Below are 15,241 nucleotides of genomic sequence, written 5' to 3'. Positions count from 1 at the left end.
GCTGGAAGACTGCACCCATGAGCGTGTGGGACGAGGTGGTCGGCCAGCCCGACGCGGTGGCAACGCTGTCCGCGGCCGCCGAAGCCGCCGCCGCGATCGTCGCGGGCGGCACTCCGGCACCCGGCGTGATGACGCACGCCTGGCTCTTCACCGGCCCGCCCGGCTCCGGCCGTTCGTCCACCGCCCGCGCCTTCGCCGGGGCCCTGGAGTGCGTGGTGACCGACGACCGCCCCGGCTGCGGCGAGTGCACCGGCTGCCGGACGACGTTGCACGGCACCCACGCCGACGTGCGCGTGGTGGCGCCCGAGGGGTTGTCGATCTCGGTGGCCGAGATGCGGTCCCTCGTCCAGATCTCCGCCCGCCGGCCCACGTCGGGGCGGTGGCAGGTGGTGATCATCGAGGACGCCGACCGGTTGACCGAGGGCGCCGCCAACGCCCTGCTGAAGGCCGTCGAGGAGCCGCCGGAGCGGACGGTGTTCCTGCTGTGCGCGCCGTCGGACCACCCGGACGACGTGTCGGTGACCATCCGGTCCCGCTGCCGGCTGGTGTCCTTGGGATCGCCCCGGCCCGCGGCCATCGCCTCGGCGCTGGAAGCCGTGGACGGGGTCTCGCCGGAGATGGCCCAGTGGGCTGCCTCGGTGTGCGGCGGGCACGTGGGGCGGGCTCGGCGGCTGGCCGCGGACGAGCAGTCCAGGGCCCGGCGTGAGGCCGTGCTGCGGATTCCTTTGGCGCTGCGGCGTCCCGGGGACGTCTTCACCTGCGCCGATGAGTTGATCAAGGCTGCCGAGGAGGACGCGTCCACCGCCAACGAGGCCCGCAACGAGGCGGAGCGGGAGGCGTTGGAAACCGCGATGGGGGCTGGTGGCACCGGCAAGGGGACCGCTGCGGCCACTCGGGGGGCCAAGGGTGCGTTGAAGGACCTGGAGAAGCGCCAGAAGTCCCGGGCCACGCGGACTCAGCGCGACTCGCTGGACATGGCTCTGGTCGACCTGGCCGGGTTCTACCGCGATGCGCTGGTGGTGAAGACCGGGTCCGAGGCCGCGTTGATGCACCCGGACCGGGCCGGGGACTCCCGGACCGCTGCCGCTCAGTGGTCCTCGGAGTCGATCTTGCGGCGGTTGGAGGCGGTGCTGGCTTGCCGGGAGGCCATCGAGGTCAACGTCAAGCCTCGGATCGCCGTTGAGGCGATGGTGACCACGTTGCATCGTGGGTGAGGTTGTCCTGGGGCCGTAGGTGGTCGCTACTCGACCTCGGCTGCTTCGGCTTGAGGACGGCGCCTGGCGGGTAGCGCCGCGAAGATCACGACGCCGGCCAGCAGGAGTCCCGTGCCGGTCCAGAACAGCGGGATCGCCTGGTACGCGGCGTTCGTGTAGGCCAGCGGCGGTGCTGCCCCGGGTGGTGCGGCCGGTGCGCCGGGTTGCGCGGGCGCGGTCGTCTGCGGTGGTTGCGACGTTCCGCAGATCACGCCGCCCTGCGGTGCCGCTGCCCGCACGATCTGCTCGCCCAGCGAGATCTGCGCGAGCGCCGAGGGCAGGTTCGGCAGCTTCAGCTTGTCCGTCGGCAGGAGCTGGACGTCGAGCATCCTGGCCGTCGCGCCGAGCTGGAAGCCGTTGAAGCCGTTGCCCGAGAAGCTCGCCTTCTTCTCGTTGAGACCCGCGATCTGCAGCTTGACCACGACCAGGTCCAGCAGCAGCGGGACGTCGAGTGCGGGGTGCGCGGCGTCGAGCGTGCCGAGGTCCTTGCCGTTCTGGCTGACCTTCAGCACCGGGGCCGTGTAGGTGATCTTCGAGGTCTTCTCGTCCCCGGTCGCCGTGGCCGTGAGCGCCGGCGGGCTGACCACGTCGATCTTGATGCCGCCCGCCAGCTCGACGCTGACCGCCCGCATCGTCGACGTCGACTCGACCGCCTTGTTCGCGCTGCCGGGCAGGTCGACCAGCCGGACCTGCGAGGTCGCCTCGAACGTGTCCGGAACGCTCACCAGGCTCGTCTTCGCGGGAAGCGGCACCTCGGCCGGCAGCGCGCTGAGGACCTCGAGCCCCGCCAGCGACGTCCTGGCCGTGGCCAGCGGGGTGACGCACGGCCCGAGCTTCTCGTCCCACCGCGCGTGCACGCTGCCGTTGAGCACCCGCAGCTTGCCGAGCGGCGTCTCCGGGATCGGCAGCCCCCCGGTCGTGGGCTGCGGGTTGTCCGGGACCGCCGTCTGCACCAGCGTGCCCGGAGACTGCGGCGACCGCCCCGCCACCGCGAAGCCGAACGGGTTCGCCTGCGTCACGACTTTCTCGCCGGCCAGGAACGCCTCGGTGTTGACCTGCGCGCTCGCCAGCCCCAGCCCGAACTCCGTGACCGACTGCCTGGGCAGCCGGTCCCCGAACCCGGGAAGGATCGTGCTGGTCGGCACCCCCTGCGGCCCGAGCCGCACGACGCTCAACCCGGTCCCCGCGTCACCGACGGCGTGCGCGAGCGGCTGGGGCCCGTTCGGCGCGGACGCCGGCGGCTGGTTCGGGTCCCGCGGTCCCGGCACCGGCGTGGTCGGAGGCTGGGCGAGTGCGGGCGCCGTGGCGAGCGCGAGCACCAAGCCGGCCAACGGCACGGACAACGAACGGCGCATGAACCTCTCCTCGGACCTAGGAGGTGGTGACGTCGGTCACGGTCCGTACAACGAACAGGACCCCCGTGAGTAACGCGCTCGCGGGTCGGTTATAGTTATCGCGTCTCGCCGCCTTAGCTCAGTCGGCCAGAGCGGCTCACTCGTAATGAGCAGGTCATCGGTTCGATTCCGATAGGCGGCTCGGTGAGATGGAAGGGCCAGGTCACTCCGGTGACCTGGCCCTTTCGCTTTGTTCGGCGCTTACGCTGGCGCCATGGCTGTGATGCACGTGAGAAACGGTTCTTCGAGGTGGCTCGTCGTCTGGCTGGAGCCCTGGGGTGAGGACCGCTGGCTCGAACGTGGCGACATGTTGTGCATCCGCACGGACAACAACGGCGAGAAGCTCGGTTTCGACGTCGAGTACCACGCGAACGACGAGGAGCGTGCCGACGGGATCGAGAACCTGACGATCTACGTCGAGAACTGCTCGTACGACGTCGACGTCACCGACGAAGAGGGCAACGTCGTGGAGTGCGGGCACAAGCGGCCCGTGGAGATCGACCGGAAGTGGACGGCTCGGCGGGTCGCGGCGGAGGAGGAGCTCAACCGCACGTCGTGAGTGCCTGCTCCAGGGCGGAACGTTCAGCCGGCGCGACCGAGAGGCCGTAGGCGGCCTTCACCGTCACGTAGATCCGCCCGTACGAGCACGCGTACCCGGCGTTGGGCGGCATCCACTCGTCGGGCGTCTTGTCGCCTTTGGACTGGTTGACCTTCCCCGACACCGCCACGAGGTTGCGCAGGTCGTTGGCCGCGGCGAGGCGCTGCTCGGGCGCCCACCTGGCGGCACCGCTGCGCCACATCTCGGCCAGCGGCACCACGTGGTCGATCTGGATCTTCGAGGTGCCGGTGACCTGCGTGCCGGTGTACGGGTCGTCGAGGGTGCCGGACTGGACGCCGCAGCGGCCCGGTTTGCGCTCCACGCCGGTCAGGTCGCGGGCCAGCACCTGGCTCCGCTGGTCGCAGCCGTCGCCGTCGGTGTCGAACCACGGCTGCCCGAACACGCACGCCTTGCCGCCGTCGCAGTCGCGGACGTAGCCGTCGAGGCGGCCCGGTGTGGCCACCGGCAGCGCCGCGAGGGAGGTGCGGGCGGTCACGGCGTCCAGGGTTCCTGCGGGCACCCTGTCGACCTGCGGGGCGGAGGCCGGCGGCAGGGGCAACGCGGAACAGCCGGTCAACAGGACGATCAGCAGCAACCAGCGCATGTCCGCGGCATACCCGCTACAAAGGTCGTGATGGCCGCTCAACGGCGTAACTCCTGGGGGACGGATGTCGAACGTCAACGCGTTGGCTGACCGCCTTTTCGACGCGATCCTCGACCACTACCCGGTCGACGCGAGCCTCATGGGCTTCGGCCGCGACGACGGGTTGTTGGTGGACCACAGCGCCGAGGGGGAGCGCATCTACCTCGACCGGCTGCGGGAAATCGGCACGGCGGCGCGCAGCATCGACCCGGAGACGTTGTCCGACCGGCTCACCCTGGGGATCGTGCTGCACGAGGTGCGCACGCAGACCGACGCCGTCGAGAGCAGGCAGCTCGAGTTCGGGATCAGCGCGAACATCCGCACCGCCGTTCCCTCCACGCTGGCCTTCCTGCCGAGGCTGCCCGTCGACACGCCCGAACGGCGAGCCGGGTACCTGCAGCGGATGCGCGGGCTCGGCGCGTTCTTCGACACGATGGCCGAACGGCACCGGCAGGGGTTCTCGGACGGCCTCACACCGGTGAGACACCTGGTGGAGCAGGCCGTCGAGCTGCTGGACGGCCATCTCGGCAACCTCGGCGCCTTCGACGTGGTCGGCGGTGGCGGTGAGATCGCCGGGCCGGCCCTCGAGCGCTACCGGGACTTCTTGCTGGAAGAGGCGCTGCCGTGCGGGCGCGGTACCGAACGTGCCGGGCTGTGCTGGTTGCCGAACGGCGACGACGTCTACCGCAAGGCGATCCGCGCGCACACGACCGAAGACCTGGACCCCGGCGAACTGCACGCGATCGGCCTCGGGATGGTCGAGGACCTCAAGCACGAGTTCGCGCGGTACGGCGACGACGTGTTCGACCGCATCCGCACCGATCCAGCGTTCCGGCACACCAGCGGCGCGGACGTGCTCGACGCCGCACGCAGGGCCGTCGCGAAGGCGGAAGCCGTTGCGCCGCAGTGGTTCCGCACCACACCCGCTGCGGCGTGCGCGATCAGGGAGGCTCCGCCTGCGGTGCCCGCGCACGTGCCGCCGCACTACTTCCCGGCCGCGGAGGACGGCAGCAGGCCCGGCACCTACTTCGTCAACACCAAGGAACCCGGCAGCCGGCTCCGCATCGAGGACGAGGCCACGGCGTACCACGAGGCCGTGCCGGGGCACCACTTCGAACACTCCAAGGCCGCGCTGCTCGAAGGGGCTCCCTTCGTGCGGCGGAAGGCGCCGATCAGCGTGTTCGGCGAGGGCTGGGCGCTGTACTGCGAACGCCTGGCCGACGAAATGGGCCTGTACGGCAGCGACGAGTCGAGGCTCGGCATGCTTACCATGGACGCGATGCGCGCCGGTCGGCTCGTCGTCGACACCGGCCTGCACGCCCTGGGGTGGAGTCGCCGGCACGCCGTCGGCTACCTGGTCGAGAACACCCCCGTCGGGCTCGCGCAGATCGAGTCCGAGGTGGACCGCTACCTCGGTGAACCGGGGCAGGCGCTCGCGTACGCGGTGGGGCGCCTCAAGTTCCAGGAGTTGCGCAGGAAAGCAGAAGCCGCGGGCGAGGACGTCCGCGACTTCCACGAGGTCGTGCTCAGCCAGGGCAGGCTGACGCTCGCGTTGCTGGAGGAGGTCGTCGACGGGTGGCTCGCAGGTCGTCGTGCGTGAAAGTCGTTGTGGCCGTTGCGGTCCTGCTCGTCACCGCCTGCTCGGGTGAGCCCGAGCTGCCACCCAGGGAACTGCCGCCCGTCGGTGGGCAGCTCGACTACCAGCTCGGCGGCACCTACCAGCCGGACGTGCCGGTCAAGATCGTCGTGCGGGACCGCACCACGTTCGCGGACGGCAGGCGCTACAACATCTGCTACCTCAACGCGTTGCAGACGCAGCCCGAGAAGATGGAGGGCGGCCTCGACTGGTGGCGGCAGCACCACGCCGACCTGCTGGTGAAGAAGGCCGACGGCGAGGTGGTGATCGACCCGGAGTGGCAGGAGGGCGTCCTCGACATCTCCACCGACGACAAGCGCCGCAGGATCCTGGAGATCCAGAAGAAGTGGATCAAGGGCTGCAAGACGGCCATGTTCAAGGGCGTGGAGCCGGACAACCTCGACTCCTACCAGCGCTCCGAAGGGGCGTTCGACCTCAACGCCACCAAGGCTTTCATGAAGGACTTCGTGCGGTACGCGCACGAGCAAGGGCTTGCCGTGGCGCAGAAGAACGTCGCCGAGCTCGGCACCGCCGGCAAGCAGGAGATCGGCTTCGACTTCGCGATCACCGAGGACTGCCAGGCCCTCGGTGAGTGCGGGGCCTACGCCGAGGCGTTCGGCAACGCCTTCTTCCAGATCGAGTACACCGACGAGGGCTTCAGGAAGTCGTGCACCGATCGCGGCGGACGGGTCTCGATCATCCGCCGCGACAGGAACGTGGTGCCGTACGGGCACGACGACTACGTCTACGAGGTCTGCCCGCCGACGATCTGAGCCAGGAACGCCTGCCACCTCCCGGCCTCGCCGGTGGCGTCACCGAAGACGTGGTGGCCGACGGCGTTGGTGCCGTGGAAGCGGTAGAGGCCGCCGGGGCCGCGCACGCCGAGGAAGTTGTGCGCGTCGTGGCGGACGAGGTAGTCGACGACCCCGTTGATGCCGAACGGCTTCAGCGTCACCTCGTCGCCGACCTCGGCGTCGCGCGGGACGCCGAGCGCGTCGAGCAGCACCGGCCAGTTGTCGGCACCCTCCGGCTGCTCCGGCCACTGCGCGAAGACGTACGTGCCGGGCCGGCCCGCGAAGTGCTCGACGTACTGGCCCAGCGTGAAGAGGTACATGTCCCAGCCCTTCGACTGCTGGTCGACGAACTCGTCGCCCCAGCCGTCCGCCAGGATCCCGCTGTGCACGAACCGCAGGACGGTCGAGCCCTGGTCGCGGCCCTCGACCAGGAACTCCATGGCGTGGAACGTGCCGTCCTCGCCCTTGTCGCTCTCGTAGGCGAGGTGCTTGCCCGGCTCCCAGGCGGTGATCGTCGAGGCCTCCTGGAAGAAGCCCATGTCGACCGACATGCGGCCGCCCAGCCGTCCGTCGACGGTGTGCGGACCCATGAACCACGAGTCGATGCCCGGTCCGGTCGCGATGGCGTCCCAGACCTGCTCCGGGGTTCCGGCGACCTCGACTTCCTTCTTGATCTCGAACTCGCGGGTCACGACTCGTCCTCCTTGGAAGCGTTCACGCTCGGGTGCAGGGCGACGACGACTCGGTGCGGACGCCCTCCTTCTGCCTGTTCGTCGTGGTACTTCGCGACCAGCTGGGTCATGAAGCCGGCCAGCTCCTCGGCGAAGGCCGCGCGGTCCGCGGCGCTCGCGAACCGGACCTCGCCGTCCAGCGCGAACGTCGCCAGCCGCTTCTTGGCCCTGGTCGCGCCCGTGATCAACGTGCCGACGTCGCGCACCAGCCTCGCCGAGACGGCCAGCAGCCACCGCGCGGACAACCGGTCGGGTGACCGCGCCGGATCGGGCTGCACGGCCGCGAGCGCGGCCGGGGAGATCACGTAGGACGCCGCGGTCGCCTGCAGCAGGCGCTCGTTGACGTTGCCCTTGCGCCGTTCCTCGACGAGCTCCACCAGGCCGTGCTGCTCCAGGGTGCGCAGGTGGTAGTTCACCTTCTGCCTGGGCAGGCCGACCCTCGCGGCGAGCATCGTCGCCGATCCGGGCTCCACCAGCTCCGCGAGCAGTCTCGCCCGCACGGGGTCCAGCGACACCTCGGCCGCGGACGGGTCCTCGATCACCGCCACTTCGAACATGCCGCCAGCGTCACACCGAAAACAAAATTAGTCAAGAACTGAGTTGCTGTCGGTGACTTTGCTCCACCCGGGTGGCTTTGAACCCGGTACCGTAAGCGGTGTCTCGATTGGTCGTTGCACGTTCGCAACCCCTGAGGAGACGACATGATCACGATGCTGGTCCTGACCCTGCTGGCGCTGCCGTTCGCCCTGACCGCCGCGAACGTCGGAAGACGCAGGTGGATCCGCAAGCGCGGCGTCGCCAGAGTGCGCGCCGGGCTCGACGCCTTCCACGCCGAGCTGGCACGGTCCGGGCTGAGTCACTTCTCCGGGCGCTGAACCGCGCCCGACGACGGCGAAACCCTGGTCACGACGTCGCCGTAGCGGTCCAGCAGCGCGGCCGTGACGGTCTCCGGCGTCCCCAGGACGCAGAACTCGGACAGCACCTCGTCCGTGATCAGCTCGCTCATCTCCGCCCACTGCTGCCGCCGTGACATGCGGTGCAGCTCCTCGTGCAGCGCGCCCCAGCCGTGCAGGTCCAGCACCGGCCGGTACGCGGGCGTCGACCCGTAGAACGCGATCTGCCGCTTGACCCCGGCGACCTCCTCGTCGCTGGTCGCGGTGAACACCGGGCCGCTGATCTCGAAGCCCTCCAGCGTCCTCCCGGCCTTCGCGCGGCCGCGTTCGAGCGCGGGCAGCGTCACCTCCCGCAGGTACCGCTCGGTCGTGAAGTTGTGGCACAGGAAGCCGTCCGCGACCTCACCCGCCACCTCGGTCATCAGCTCGCCGACGCCGGCGAGGTAGATCGGCGCCGTGCCGTGCGGGTTCGGGCCGGGGTCGAAGAACGGCGTCATCAGCGTGTGCTTGTAGAACTCGCCGCGGAACGCCAGCCGCTCGCCGGTCTCCCACGCGTGCCAGATCGCGCGGATCGCCAGCACGAACTCCCGCATGCGCGCGGCCGGTTTGCTCCACGGCATGGAGAAGCGTTTGGTGATGTGCGCTTCGACCTGCGAGCCCAGTCCGAGGTTGAACCTGCCGCCCGACAGCAGGCGCAGGTCGTTCGCCGTCGTCGCGACGGTCATCGGGTTGCGCGCGAACGCCACCGCGATCGCCGTGCCCAGCTCGATCCGCTCGGTGGCCGCGGCGGCACCGGACAGCGCGAGGAACGGGTCGTGCTTGGTCTCGGCGAGCCAGAACCCGTCGTAGCCCTGGTCCTCCGCCCGCTTCGCGATGGCCCCGGCGTCCGCGGGGGTGTACTCGACGGCACTGCTGTCCAGCTTCATGCCGGAGAGGCTATTAGCGGTACCGGGACTCGCAGGCGATGCCGTTGCGGTTCGGGTCGAGCTCGATCCGGTAGCCGGGCTGGCCCCAGTACAGCGGTGCCGCACCGGCGCGCCGCGCCTCGTCGCAGTTGGCGTAGAAGACCGGCTTCGGCTTGGGCGGTGCCGGCGGCTTCGTCGTGGTCGGCGCGGGTGCGGGTGGCGGGGGAGTGGGGGTCTCGGTGGCGTCCTTGCCGCCGCACGGCGGGCCCCACAGGCCCATCGGGACGCGTTGCGCGGCTGCCTCGGCCTCCTTCTGGGCGGGCGACGGGGTGCCCGTGGTGCGCCCGGCGCCGTTGCCCAGGGCGAGCAACGCGTAGTCCGTGCCGTCGGTGAGGCTGAGGGCGCCGGTGGCCCGGTCGTAGCGGACCTGCTGGTTCAGCAGCATGCTCCTCGCGAAGCCCGTGGCGGCGTCCGCCCAGCACGGCCCGGGCTGGGCGAGGCCGCTGACCTCGGCTTTCGAGCCGTCGGAGAGCATCACGGAGCGGCCGTCGACGATCGACGCCACGCTGATCGCCGGCTGGGCGGGCGGGACCGGCACCGAGGTCGCCGACGACGCGGTGACCGGCGCGTCCTGCGCCGGCTCCTCCACGGCCACGGGCCTCGACTGCTGCACCTGCGCGGCACATCCCGCGGTGAGCACGACCAGCAGGACCCCGCTCGCAGTTCTCCACCCCGACATGACCCGCACAATGCCTGGTCGTCGCGGTGTGGCCAAGGTTACGTATTTGGTTCGGATCGGTTCACGGGTAGTCCGAACCGAAATACGGGGACGCCCGGTTCAGCGTGCGGGCTTGAGCGTCCAGACGACGGTCATCTCGCCGGTGACGACACCCTCGGCGTTGGTGATCGTGATGGTGACCGGGAACTCCGGCCGCGTGCCGGACTCCAGCTCGGCCAGGACGTCCTCCGCCGACCGGCCGAGAACCGCCTCCGCGCGCAGGACGCCCATCGCGATCTTCTTGTACGAGATGTCGGCGCGGACGGCGAGCGGCGTCGCCTTGCCGAGGTGCGCGGCGAACGCGGCCATCACGACGGCGCCCGAGGCGGACTCGCCGAGGCCGAACATCATCGCCGCGTGCGGCCCGCCGATGTGGTTGTGCAGCGACGGCTCGTCCGGCAGCGACGCGACGATGCGGCTCGCCGACACCTCTTCGAACTCGATGCCGGTCGTCTTCACGTACGGCACGGCCTGCTTCATGGCATCGGCGATGAACGACACGTCTTGGCTCATGAGACGGATGCTACCGACCGGTAACCCACGTGGCTACCCGCCGGTAACCACACTCTCCGCGCCTGTAGCACTCCGCGCTGGAGTGAGACCTGAAACTCACTTGCGATCTGCTCGGCCGAGATGGATGCTTGTACTGAGCAACTAGTTGGGTGATACAAGCAACGAGGTGTCAGATGGTCGATCCGGGCAGGTGCCCCAGCCCCGGCCCCGATCCCGAGCACGAGCTCGCGGACCGGGTCGGCATGGCGATGGTGCGGCTGAACAAGATGCACGCCCAGGTCGCCCACCAGATGGCCAAGCAGGGCATGGACAAGTCCGCCTTCGTGCTCCTCGCGACCCTCTCCGGCCTCGGGGAGTGCCGTTCGAGCGGCCTGGCGGAGGCGGTGCTCTCCGACCCGTCCACGGTCAGCCGGCAGGTGGCCGGACTCGTGAAGGACGGGCTCGTCGAGAGGCGCGCCGACCCGGCGGACGGCCGGGCCAGCGTTCTCGCGGTCACCGAAGCGGGCCGCGAGCTGATCCAAGAGCGACGCCGGCAGCGCAACGAGGCGATCCAGCAGGTGTTCGCGGACTGGACCGGCGAGGACCTCAAGGGCTTCGCGGACCTGTTCGAACGCTTCGTCCACGACTACGAGCGCACGATTCCGGCGCTTTTGAACGAACGCGGGACGGGGACCCGCGCAGGAGGGAACGACTAGAAATGTCATCAACGACCGATGCGACACCCACGCCAGGGGTGTCCCTGACGCATCGCCAGATCATGACGGTGCTGTCCGGCCTGCTGCTGGGCATGTTCCTCGCGGCGCTGGACCAGATGATCGTCGCCAGCGCCATGAAGACCATCGCCGACCAGCTGCACGGGCAGACGCTGCAGGCGTGGGCGACCACCGCCTACCTGATCACCGCGACCATCACGACCCCGCTGTACGGCAAGCTGTCCGACATCTACGGGCGCAAGCCGATGTACCTCGCGGCGATCTCGCTGTTCCTCCTCGGCTCGCTGCTCTCGGGCCTCGCGACGACGATGTACGAGCTGGCCGCGTTCCGCGCGGTGCAGGGCCTCGGCGCCGGTGGCCTCATGTCGCTGGCCTTCGCGATCATGGCGGACATCATCTCGCCGCGTGAGCGCAGCAAGTACTCCGCCTACTTCATGGCCGTGTTCGGTTCGGCCAGCGTGCTCGGCCCGGTCATCGGCGGCGTCTTCGCAGGCCTCGACTCGTTCGTCGGCATCACCGGCTGGCGCTGGGTGTTCCTCGTGAACGTCCCGATCGCGCTGCTCGCGCTGTTCGTCGTGGCGCGCGTGCTGAACATCCCGCACCAGCGGGTGAACCACCGCGTCGACTGGCTGGGCGCGCTGACGCTGACCGTCGGCCTGGTGCCGCTGCTGATCGTCGCCGAGCAGGGCCGCGAGTGGGGCTGGGCGTCCGGCACCGCGATCGCCATGTACGTGATCGGCGTGCTCGGCCTGGTCGCGTTCGTGTGGGCCGAGTTCCGCGCGGGTGACGAGGCGCTGCTGCCGATGCGGATGTTCCGCAACCACACGTTCGCGCTCGGCAACGCGATCAACTTCGTGCTCGGCATCGGCATGTTCGGCGGCATGGTCTCCATCCCGCTGTACCTGCAGATCGTGAAGGGCGTCACGCCCACCACGGCCGGCCTGATGCTGCTGCCGATGACGTTCGGCATCATGTCGGCCACCGCGATCGCGGGCAGGGTCACGTCGAAGACCGGGCGCTACAAGGTGTTCCCGATCATCGGCGCCGGCCTGATGGCGGCCGCTCTGTTCCTGCTCAGCTCCATCGGCACGGACACGCCGAGCTGGCTGGTCATGGTCTACATGTTCGTCATGGGCGCGGGCCTCGGCCAGTGCATGCAGACGCTGCTGCTGGCGATCCAGAACGACGCCGAGCCGCGGGACATGGGCGTCGCGACCGCGTCGGCGACGTTCTTCCGCCAGATCGGTGGCACCGTCGGCACCGCGGTGTTCCTGTCGATCCTGTTCAGCACGGTCGGCGGCAAGATCGAGTCCGGCATCCGGGCCGCGCTGCAGACCGACGCGTTCAACGCGGCGCTGCGGCAGAACCCGGAGTTCGCGAAGACGCTGCAGGGCGGGACCGGCGTGGACATCAACAACACCGAGTTCCTCAACGGCCTGGACCCGGTGCTCGCGAAGCCGTTCCTCGACGGGTTCTCCAGCGCGATCGACACGGTCTTCCTGACCGGCGGCATCGTGATGATCGCGGCGTTCGTCCTCGTGTGGTTCCTGCGCGAGAAGCCGCTGTCGACCAGGTCCGGTCTGGAGCGGGTGGCCGACGCCGAGACCGTCGCCGTCTAGGTCTCACCGCGACGAAGAAGAGGGGCCGCTCCCGAGCGGCCCCTCTTCTTCGTCGCGCGCGTGCCTAGTGGAACGTCTCGCCCCTGGCCTCGGCGTCCTTCAGGCGCTGGTAGGAGCGCTTGATCTCGGCCTCGGCCTCGGTGCGGCCCACCCAGGTGGCGCCCTCGACGCTCTTGCCGGGCTCGAGGTCCTTGTAGACCTCGAAGAAGTGCTGGATCTCCAGGCGGTCGAACTCCGCCAGGTGGTGGATGTCGCGCAGGTGCTCGTGCCGCGGGTCGTAGGCCGGGACGCACAGGACCTTGTCGTCGCCGCCCTTCTCGTCCGTCATGCGGAACATGCCGATCGCACGAGCGGCGATCAGGCAGCCGGGGAACGTCGGCTCCTGGACGAGGACGAGGGCGTCCAACGGGTCGCCGTCCTCACCCAGGGTGTTCTCGATGAACCCGTAGTCGGCGGGGTACTGCGTCGACGTGAACAACGTGCGGTCGAGGCGGATGCGGCCACTCTTGTGGTCCACCTCGTACTTGTTGCGCACGCCCTTGGGGATCTCGATCAGGACGTCGAATTCCACTGGTCCTCGCTCATGTAGCCCATTCGTGATGCCCACTAGTGTGGACCACGACGCCTTGTCAACCCTCATCGGAGCGGTGGTTGGTGGGTGTGAGATTGCCCGTACCGAGCTGACGGAGGCCGCTGTGCCGGACGACCCCCAATGGCCGACCGAGGACGACGACATCGATTCAGATGCCGGGCGTTCCGAGTCAACGGTGCAGGTCAGCCGCCCGACGGTCGACCAGCCGACGATGCGGTTCCCGCTGGCCGCCGTCCTCGCGGCACCGTCCACTCAGGAACCGCCGCGGTCGTCGCCGGTGCACGTCGCCGCGAACGGGTCCGCGGCCGGTTCGGGTGGTTCCGCTGTGCCAACGGCCGGTTCCGGCAGGCCCTCCGCGGAAAAGATCGGTGGGAAGTCTCACGGGGCGATTGGTCCGGAAGTCGGCCAACCCCGGGCCGTTCCGGTGCGCGTCGAGCCGAAGGGCGACCAGAGGACGACCGAGCTCTCGGTGCCGAACGCCAAGACGGCGCGCGTCGACCAGCTGCCGAACTCCGAGCCGTCGTGGTTCGACCAGCACTCCAGGACCGAGCAGCAGCCGCGCCGGCAACCGCAGCAGTCCCAGCAGTCCCAGCGCCCCGAACCGCAGCGCCCCGAACCGCAGCGCCCCGAGCAGACCAAGCGCGTCGACCAGCTCCAGGCCCAGGCGCCCGCGCGGCAGGAGCCGCCGCGCTCCGAGCAGTCCCGTCCGGTGCCGCCGCCGCGCAAGGAGCCCCGGGAGCTGCCCGTCACCGGCTACGACGAGGAGCCGGAGGACCGCCTCGCCACCGACGAGCCGGGGAAGAGCCGCAAGCCGCTGGTCGTGGTCCTGAGCCTGCTGGTCGTGGCGGCACTGGCGGGCGCCACCGTGTACGCGGTCGACGAGTTCGGCGGTGCCACGGCCGTCGAGACCAAGCCCCCGGCAGCGCCCGCGGTCGTCCAGCCGCTCGTCAAGGCCGTCACGGCGGGCGGACCGGCGCCGAGCCCGGCCGGCGTGAAGCAGGCCCTCGCGGGTCCCGCGGGCAACAGCGCCCTGGGCACGCTCACCGGCAGCGTCGTCGACCCCGCCAGCGGCGCGGCGCTGTGGCAGCAGGGCGACACCACGGCCGCGACCCCGGCGTCCAGCCTCAAGATCCTCACGGCCGCCGCGGCGCTGCTCAGCCTCGAGAGGACCGACCAGCTGTCCACCAAGGTCGTCCAGGGCGCCGAGCCCGGCACCGTCGTGATCGTGGGCGGTGGCGACCCGACGATCTCCGGCGTGCCCGGCAGGTCGGTCTACCCCGGTGCCGCGACCCTCGACGACCTGGCCAACCAGGTGAAGCAGAAGGGCCAGGTCACCAAGGTCCAGTTCGACCTGAGCCGGTACGCGGGCGAGGCGCTCGGGCCGCAGTGGGAGTCGGCGGACATCGCGGGCGGCTCGGTGGCGCCGATCGTGCCGTTCATGCTCGACGGCGGCCGGGTCGACCAGGCCAACGTCAACGGCGTGCGCACCGGCAGCCCCGGTCAGGCGGCGGCGGACGCGTTCGCCCAGCGCGTCGGGGCTCCCGCCGCGTCGGCGGGCACGGCCCCGCAGGGCGCGCCGGTGCTCGGCGAGATCAAGTCGGCGCCGGTCGAGCAGCTCGTCGACAACATGATGCAGATCTCCGACAACGTCCTCACCGAGGCGATCGCCCGCGAGATCGCGATCAAGACCGGCAACGAGCCGTCGTTCGCGGGCGGGGTCAAGGCCGTGCGGGACGTGCTCACCAAGAACGGGTTCGACCTCACCGGGGCGAGCTTCGTGGACGGCAGCGGGCTGTCCGCGTCGAACAAGATCCCGGCCAAGCTGCTCACCGACGTGCTGACCGCGGCGGCCAAGCCCGCGCTGGACGACCCGCGCACCGCGAAGCTGCGGCCGCTGCTGACGGCGCTGCCGGTCGCGGGCGGCAGCGGCACCCTCGCCGACCGCTACGGCGGGACCGCCGCGCAGGGCAAGGGCTGGGTGCGGGCCAAGACCGGCACGCTCACCGGCGTGAACGCGCTTGCCGGCGTGGTCGTCGACGTGGACGGACGGGTGCTCGTGTTCTCGTTCATGTCCGCGAGCAACCGCAACCCGGAGACCGAGGTCCGGCCCGCGCTGGACGTGCTGGCCGCTGCGTTGCGGGGTTGTGGCTGTTCGTAGCGGGCCGTGCGCAGGTAGCGT

General features: G+C 70.3%; 16 protein-coding genes and 1 tRNA gene. 9 read left to right on the top strand and 8 right to left on the bottom strand.

Going from position 1 to position 15,241, the window contains the following annotated elements; translation table 11 throughout:
• The first annotated feature begins 17 nt into the window (after positions 1-17).
• Positions 18-1,214, top strand: a complete 1,197-nt coding sequence (locus V1227_RS26515) for a DNA polymerase III subunit delta' (RefSeq protein ID WP_236220869.1) — start codon at positions 18-20, stop codon at positions 1,212-1,214.
• 26 nt (positions 1,215-1,240) lie between these two features.
• On the opposite strand, the gene V1227_RS26510 is transcribed toward V1227_RS26515, so the two are convergent.
• Entirely contained in the window at positions 1,241-2,608 is a 1,368-nt protein-coding gene (locus V1227_RS26510; protein ID WP_329788160.1) for a hypothetical protein, read from the bottom strand.
• A gap of 107 nt (positions 2,609-2,715) precedes the next feature.
• On the opposite strand from V1227_RS26510, the gene V1227_RS26505 reads away from it, so the two are divergent.
• Together V1227_RS26505 and V1227_RS26500 are read left to right on the top strand one after the other, a co-directional pair.
• Positions 2,716-2,789 (top strand) — tRNA-Thr (locus V1227_RS26505).
• A gap of 72 nt (positions 2,790-2,861) precedes the next feature.
• Positions 2,862-3,206 (top strand): hypothetical protein, encoded by a 345-nt coding sequence (locus V1227_RS26500; RefSeq protein ID WP_329788159.1) that lies wholly within the window; start codon positions 2,862-2,864, stop codon positions 3,204-3,206.
• Here the strand turns inward: V1227_RS26500 and V1227_RS26495 are convergent.
• Complete coding sequence (locus V1227_RS26495) at positions 3,190-3,849, bottom strand: HNH endonuclease family protein (RefSeq protein WP_329788158.1); 660 nt, start codon at positions 3,847-3,849, stop codon at positions 3,190-3,192. The two genes, V1227_RS26500 and V1227_RS26495, sit on opposite strands and share 17 nt — an antisense overlap.
• 82 nt (positions 3,850-3,931) lie before the next feature.
• Between V1227_RS26495 and V1227_RS26490 the strand changes: the two genes are divergently transcribed.
• Together V1227_RS26490 and V1227_RS26485 are read left to right on the top strand one after the other, a co-directional pair.
• A complete protein-coding gene (locus V1227_RS26490; RefSeq protein WP_329788157.1) occupies positions 3,932-5,488 on the top strand; it encodes a DUF885 domain-containing protein in 1,557 nt (518 codons plus the stop codon).
• A complete protein-coding gene (locus V1227_RS26485) occupies positions 5,485-6,297 on the top strand; it encodes an endo alpha-1,4 polygalactosaminidase (RefSeq protein ID WP_329788156.1) in 813 nt (270 codons plus the stop codon). The genes V1227_RS26490 and V1227_RS26485 overlap by 4 nt, the downstream gene beginning before the upstream one ends.
• Here V1227_RS26485 and V1227_RS26480 read toward each other — a convergent pair.
• Positions 6,270-7,010 carry an SRPBCC family protein gene (locus tag V1227_RS26480; RefSeq protein WP_329788155.1) on the bottom strand — a complete coding sequence of 247 codons (741 nt, stop codon included), beginning with the start codon at positions 7,008-7,010 and terminating at the stop codon, positions 6,270-6,272. The genes V1227_RS26485 and V1227_RS26480 overlap by 28 nt on opposite strands.
• Positions 7,007-7,606 (bottom strand): ArsR/SmtB family transcription factor, encoded by a 600-nt coding sequence (locus V1227_RS26475; RefSeq protein WP_236220863.1) that lies wholly within the window; start codon positions 7,604-7,606, stop codon positions 7,007-7,009. Before V1227_RS26475 ends, V1227_RS26480 begins: the two co-directional genes overlap by 4 nt.
• A 144-nt stretch (positions 7,607-7,750) precedes the next feature.
• On the opposite strand from V1227_RS26475, the gene V1227_RS26470 reads away from it, so the two are divergent.
• A complete protein-coding gene (locus V1227_RS26470; protein ID WP_329788154.1) occupies positions 7,751-7,924 on the top strand; it encodes a hypothetical protein in 174 nt (57 codons plus the stop codon).
• Here the strand turns inward: V1227_RS26470 and V1227_RS26465 are convergent.
• From V1227_RS26465 to V1227_RS26455, 3 genes are all read right to left on the bottom strand, one after another.
• On the bottom strand, positions 7,906-8,868 hold the full coding sequence (locus tag V1227_RS26465; RefSeq protein WP_329788153.1) for a TIGR03617 family F420-dependent LLM class oxidoreductase: 963 nt from the start codon (positions 8,866-8,868) through the stop codon (positions 7,906-7,908). The genes V1227_RS26470 and V1227_RS26465 overlap by 19 nt on opposite strands.
• A 13-nt stretch (positions 8,869-8,881) precedes the next feature.
• Entirely contained in the window at positions 8,882-9,586 is a 705-nt protein-coding gene (locus tag V1227_RS26460) for an excalibur calcium-binding domain-containing protein (RefSeq protein WP_329788152.1), read from the bottom strand.
• Between the two features lie 99 nt (positions 9,587-9,685).
• Positions 9,686-10,138, bottom strand: coding sequence for a DUF4442 domain-containing protein (locus V1227_RS26455; protein WP_090097562.1), 453 nt, complete (start codon positions 10,136-10,138; stop codon positions 9,686-9,688).
• Between the two features lie 173 nt (positions 10,139-10,311).
• Between V1227_RS26455 and V1227_RS26450 the strand changes: the two genes are divergently transcribed.
• Both V1227_RS26450 and V1227_RS26445 read left to right on the top strand, forming a co-directional pair.
• Positions 10,312-10,833 carry a MarR family winged helix-turn-helix transcriptional regulator gene (locus tag V1227_RS26450; protein WP_329788151.1) on the top strand — a complete coding sequence of 174 codons (522 nt, stop codon included), beginning with the start codon at positions 10,312-10,314 and terminating at the stop codon, positions 10,831-10,833.
• Between the two features lie 2 nt (positions 10,834-10,835).
• Positions 10,836-12,470: an MDR family MFS transporter gene (locus V1227_RS26445; protein WP_329788150.1), complete on the top strand. Its 1,635-nt coding sequence runs from the start codon at positions 10,836-10,838 to the stop codon at positions 12,468-12,470.
• Between the two features lie 64 nt (positions 12,471-12,534).
• Here the strand turns inward: V1227_RS26445 and V1227_RS26440 are convergent, their stop codons facing one another.
• Positions 12,535-13,041 (bottom strand): inorganic diphosphatase, encoded by a 507-nt coding sequence (locus V1227_RS26440; RefSeq protein ID WP_090097559.1) that lies wholly within the window; start codon positions 13,039-13,041, stop codon positions 12,535-12,537.
• Positions 13,042-13,486: 445 nt separating this feature from the next.
• Between V1227_RS26440 and dacB the strand changes: the two genes are divergently transcribed.
• Positions 13,487-15,220, top strand: a complete 1,734-nt coding sequence (dacB, locus tag V1227_RS26435; RefSeq protein ID WP_329788149.1) for a D-alanyl-D-alanine carboxypeptidase/D-alanyl-D-alanine endopeptidase — start codon at positions 13,487-13,489, stop codon at positions 15,218-15,220.
• The last annotated feature ends 21 nt before the right edge of the window (positions 15,221-15,241 follow it).

Origin of the sequence: Lentzea sp. DG1S-22 (assembly GCF_036321065.1) — a bacterium.
GTDB classification, from domain to species: Bacteria; Actinomycetota; Actinomycetes; order Mycobacteriales; family Pseudonocardiaceae; genus Lentzea; species Lentzea jiangxiensis.
This window is presented reverse-complemented; position numbering and strand designations above follow the sequence as displayed.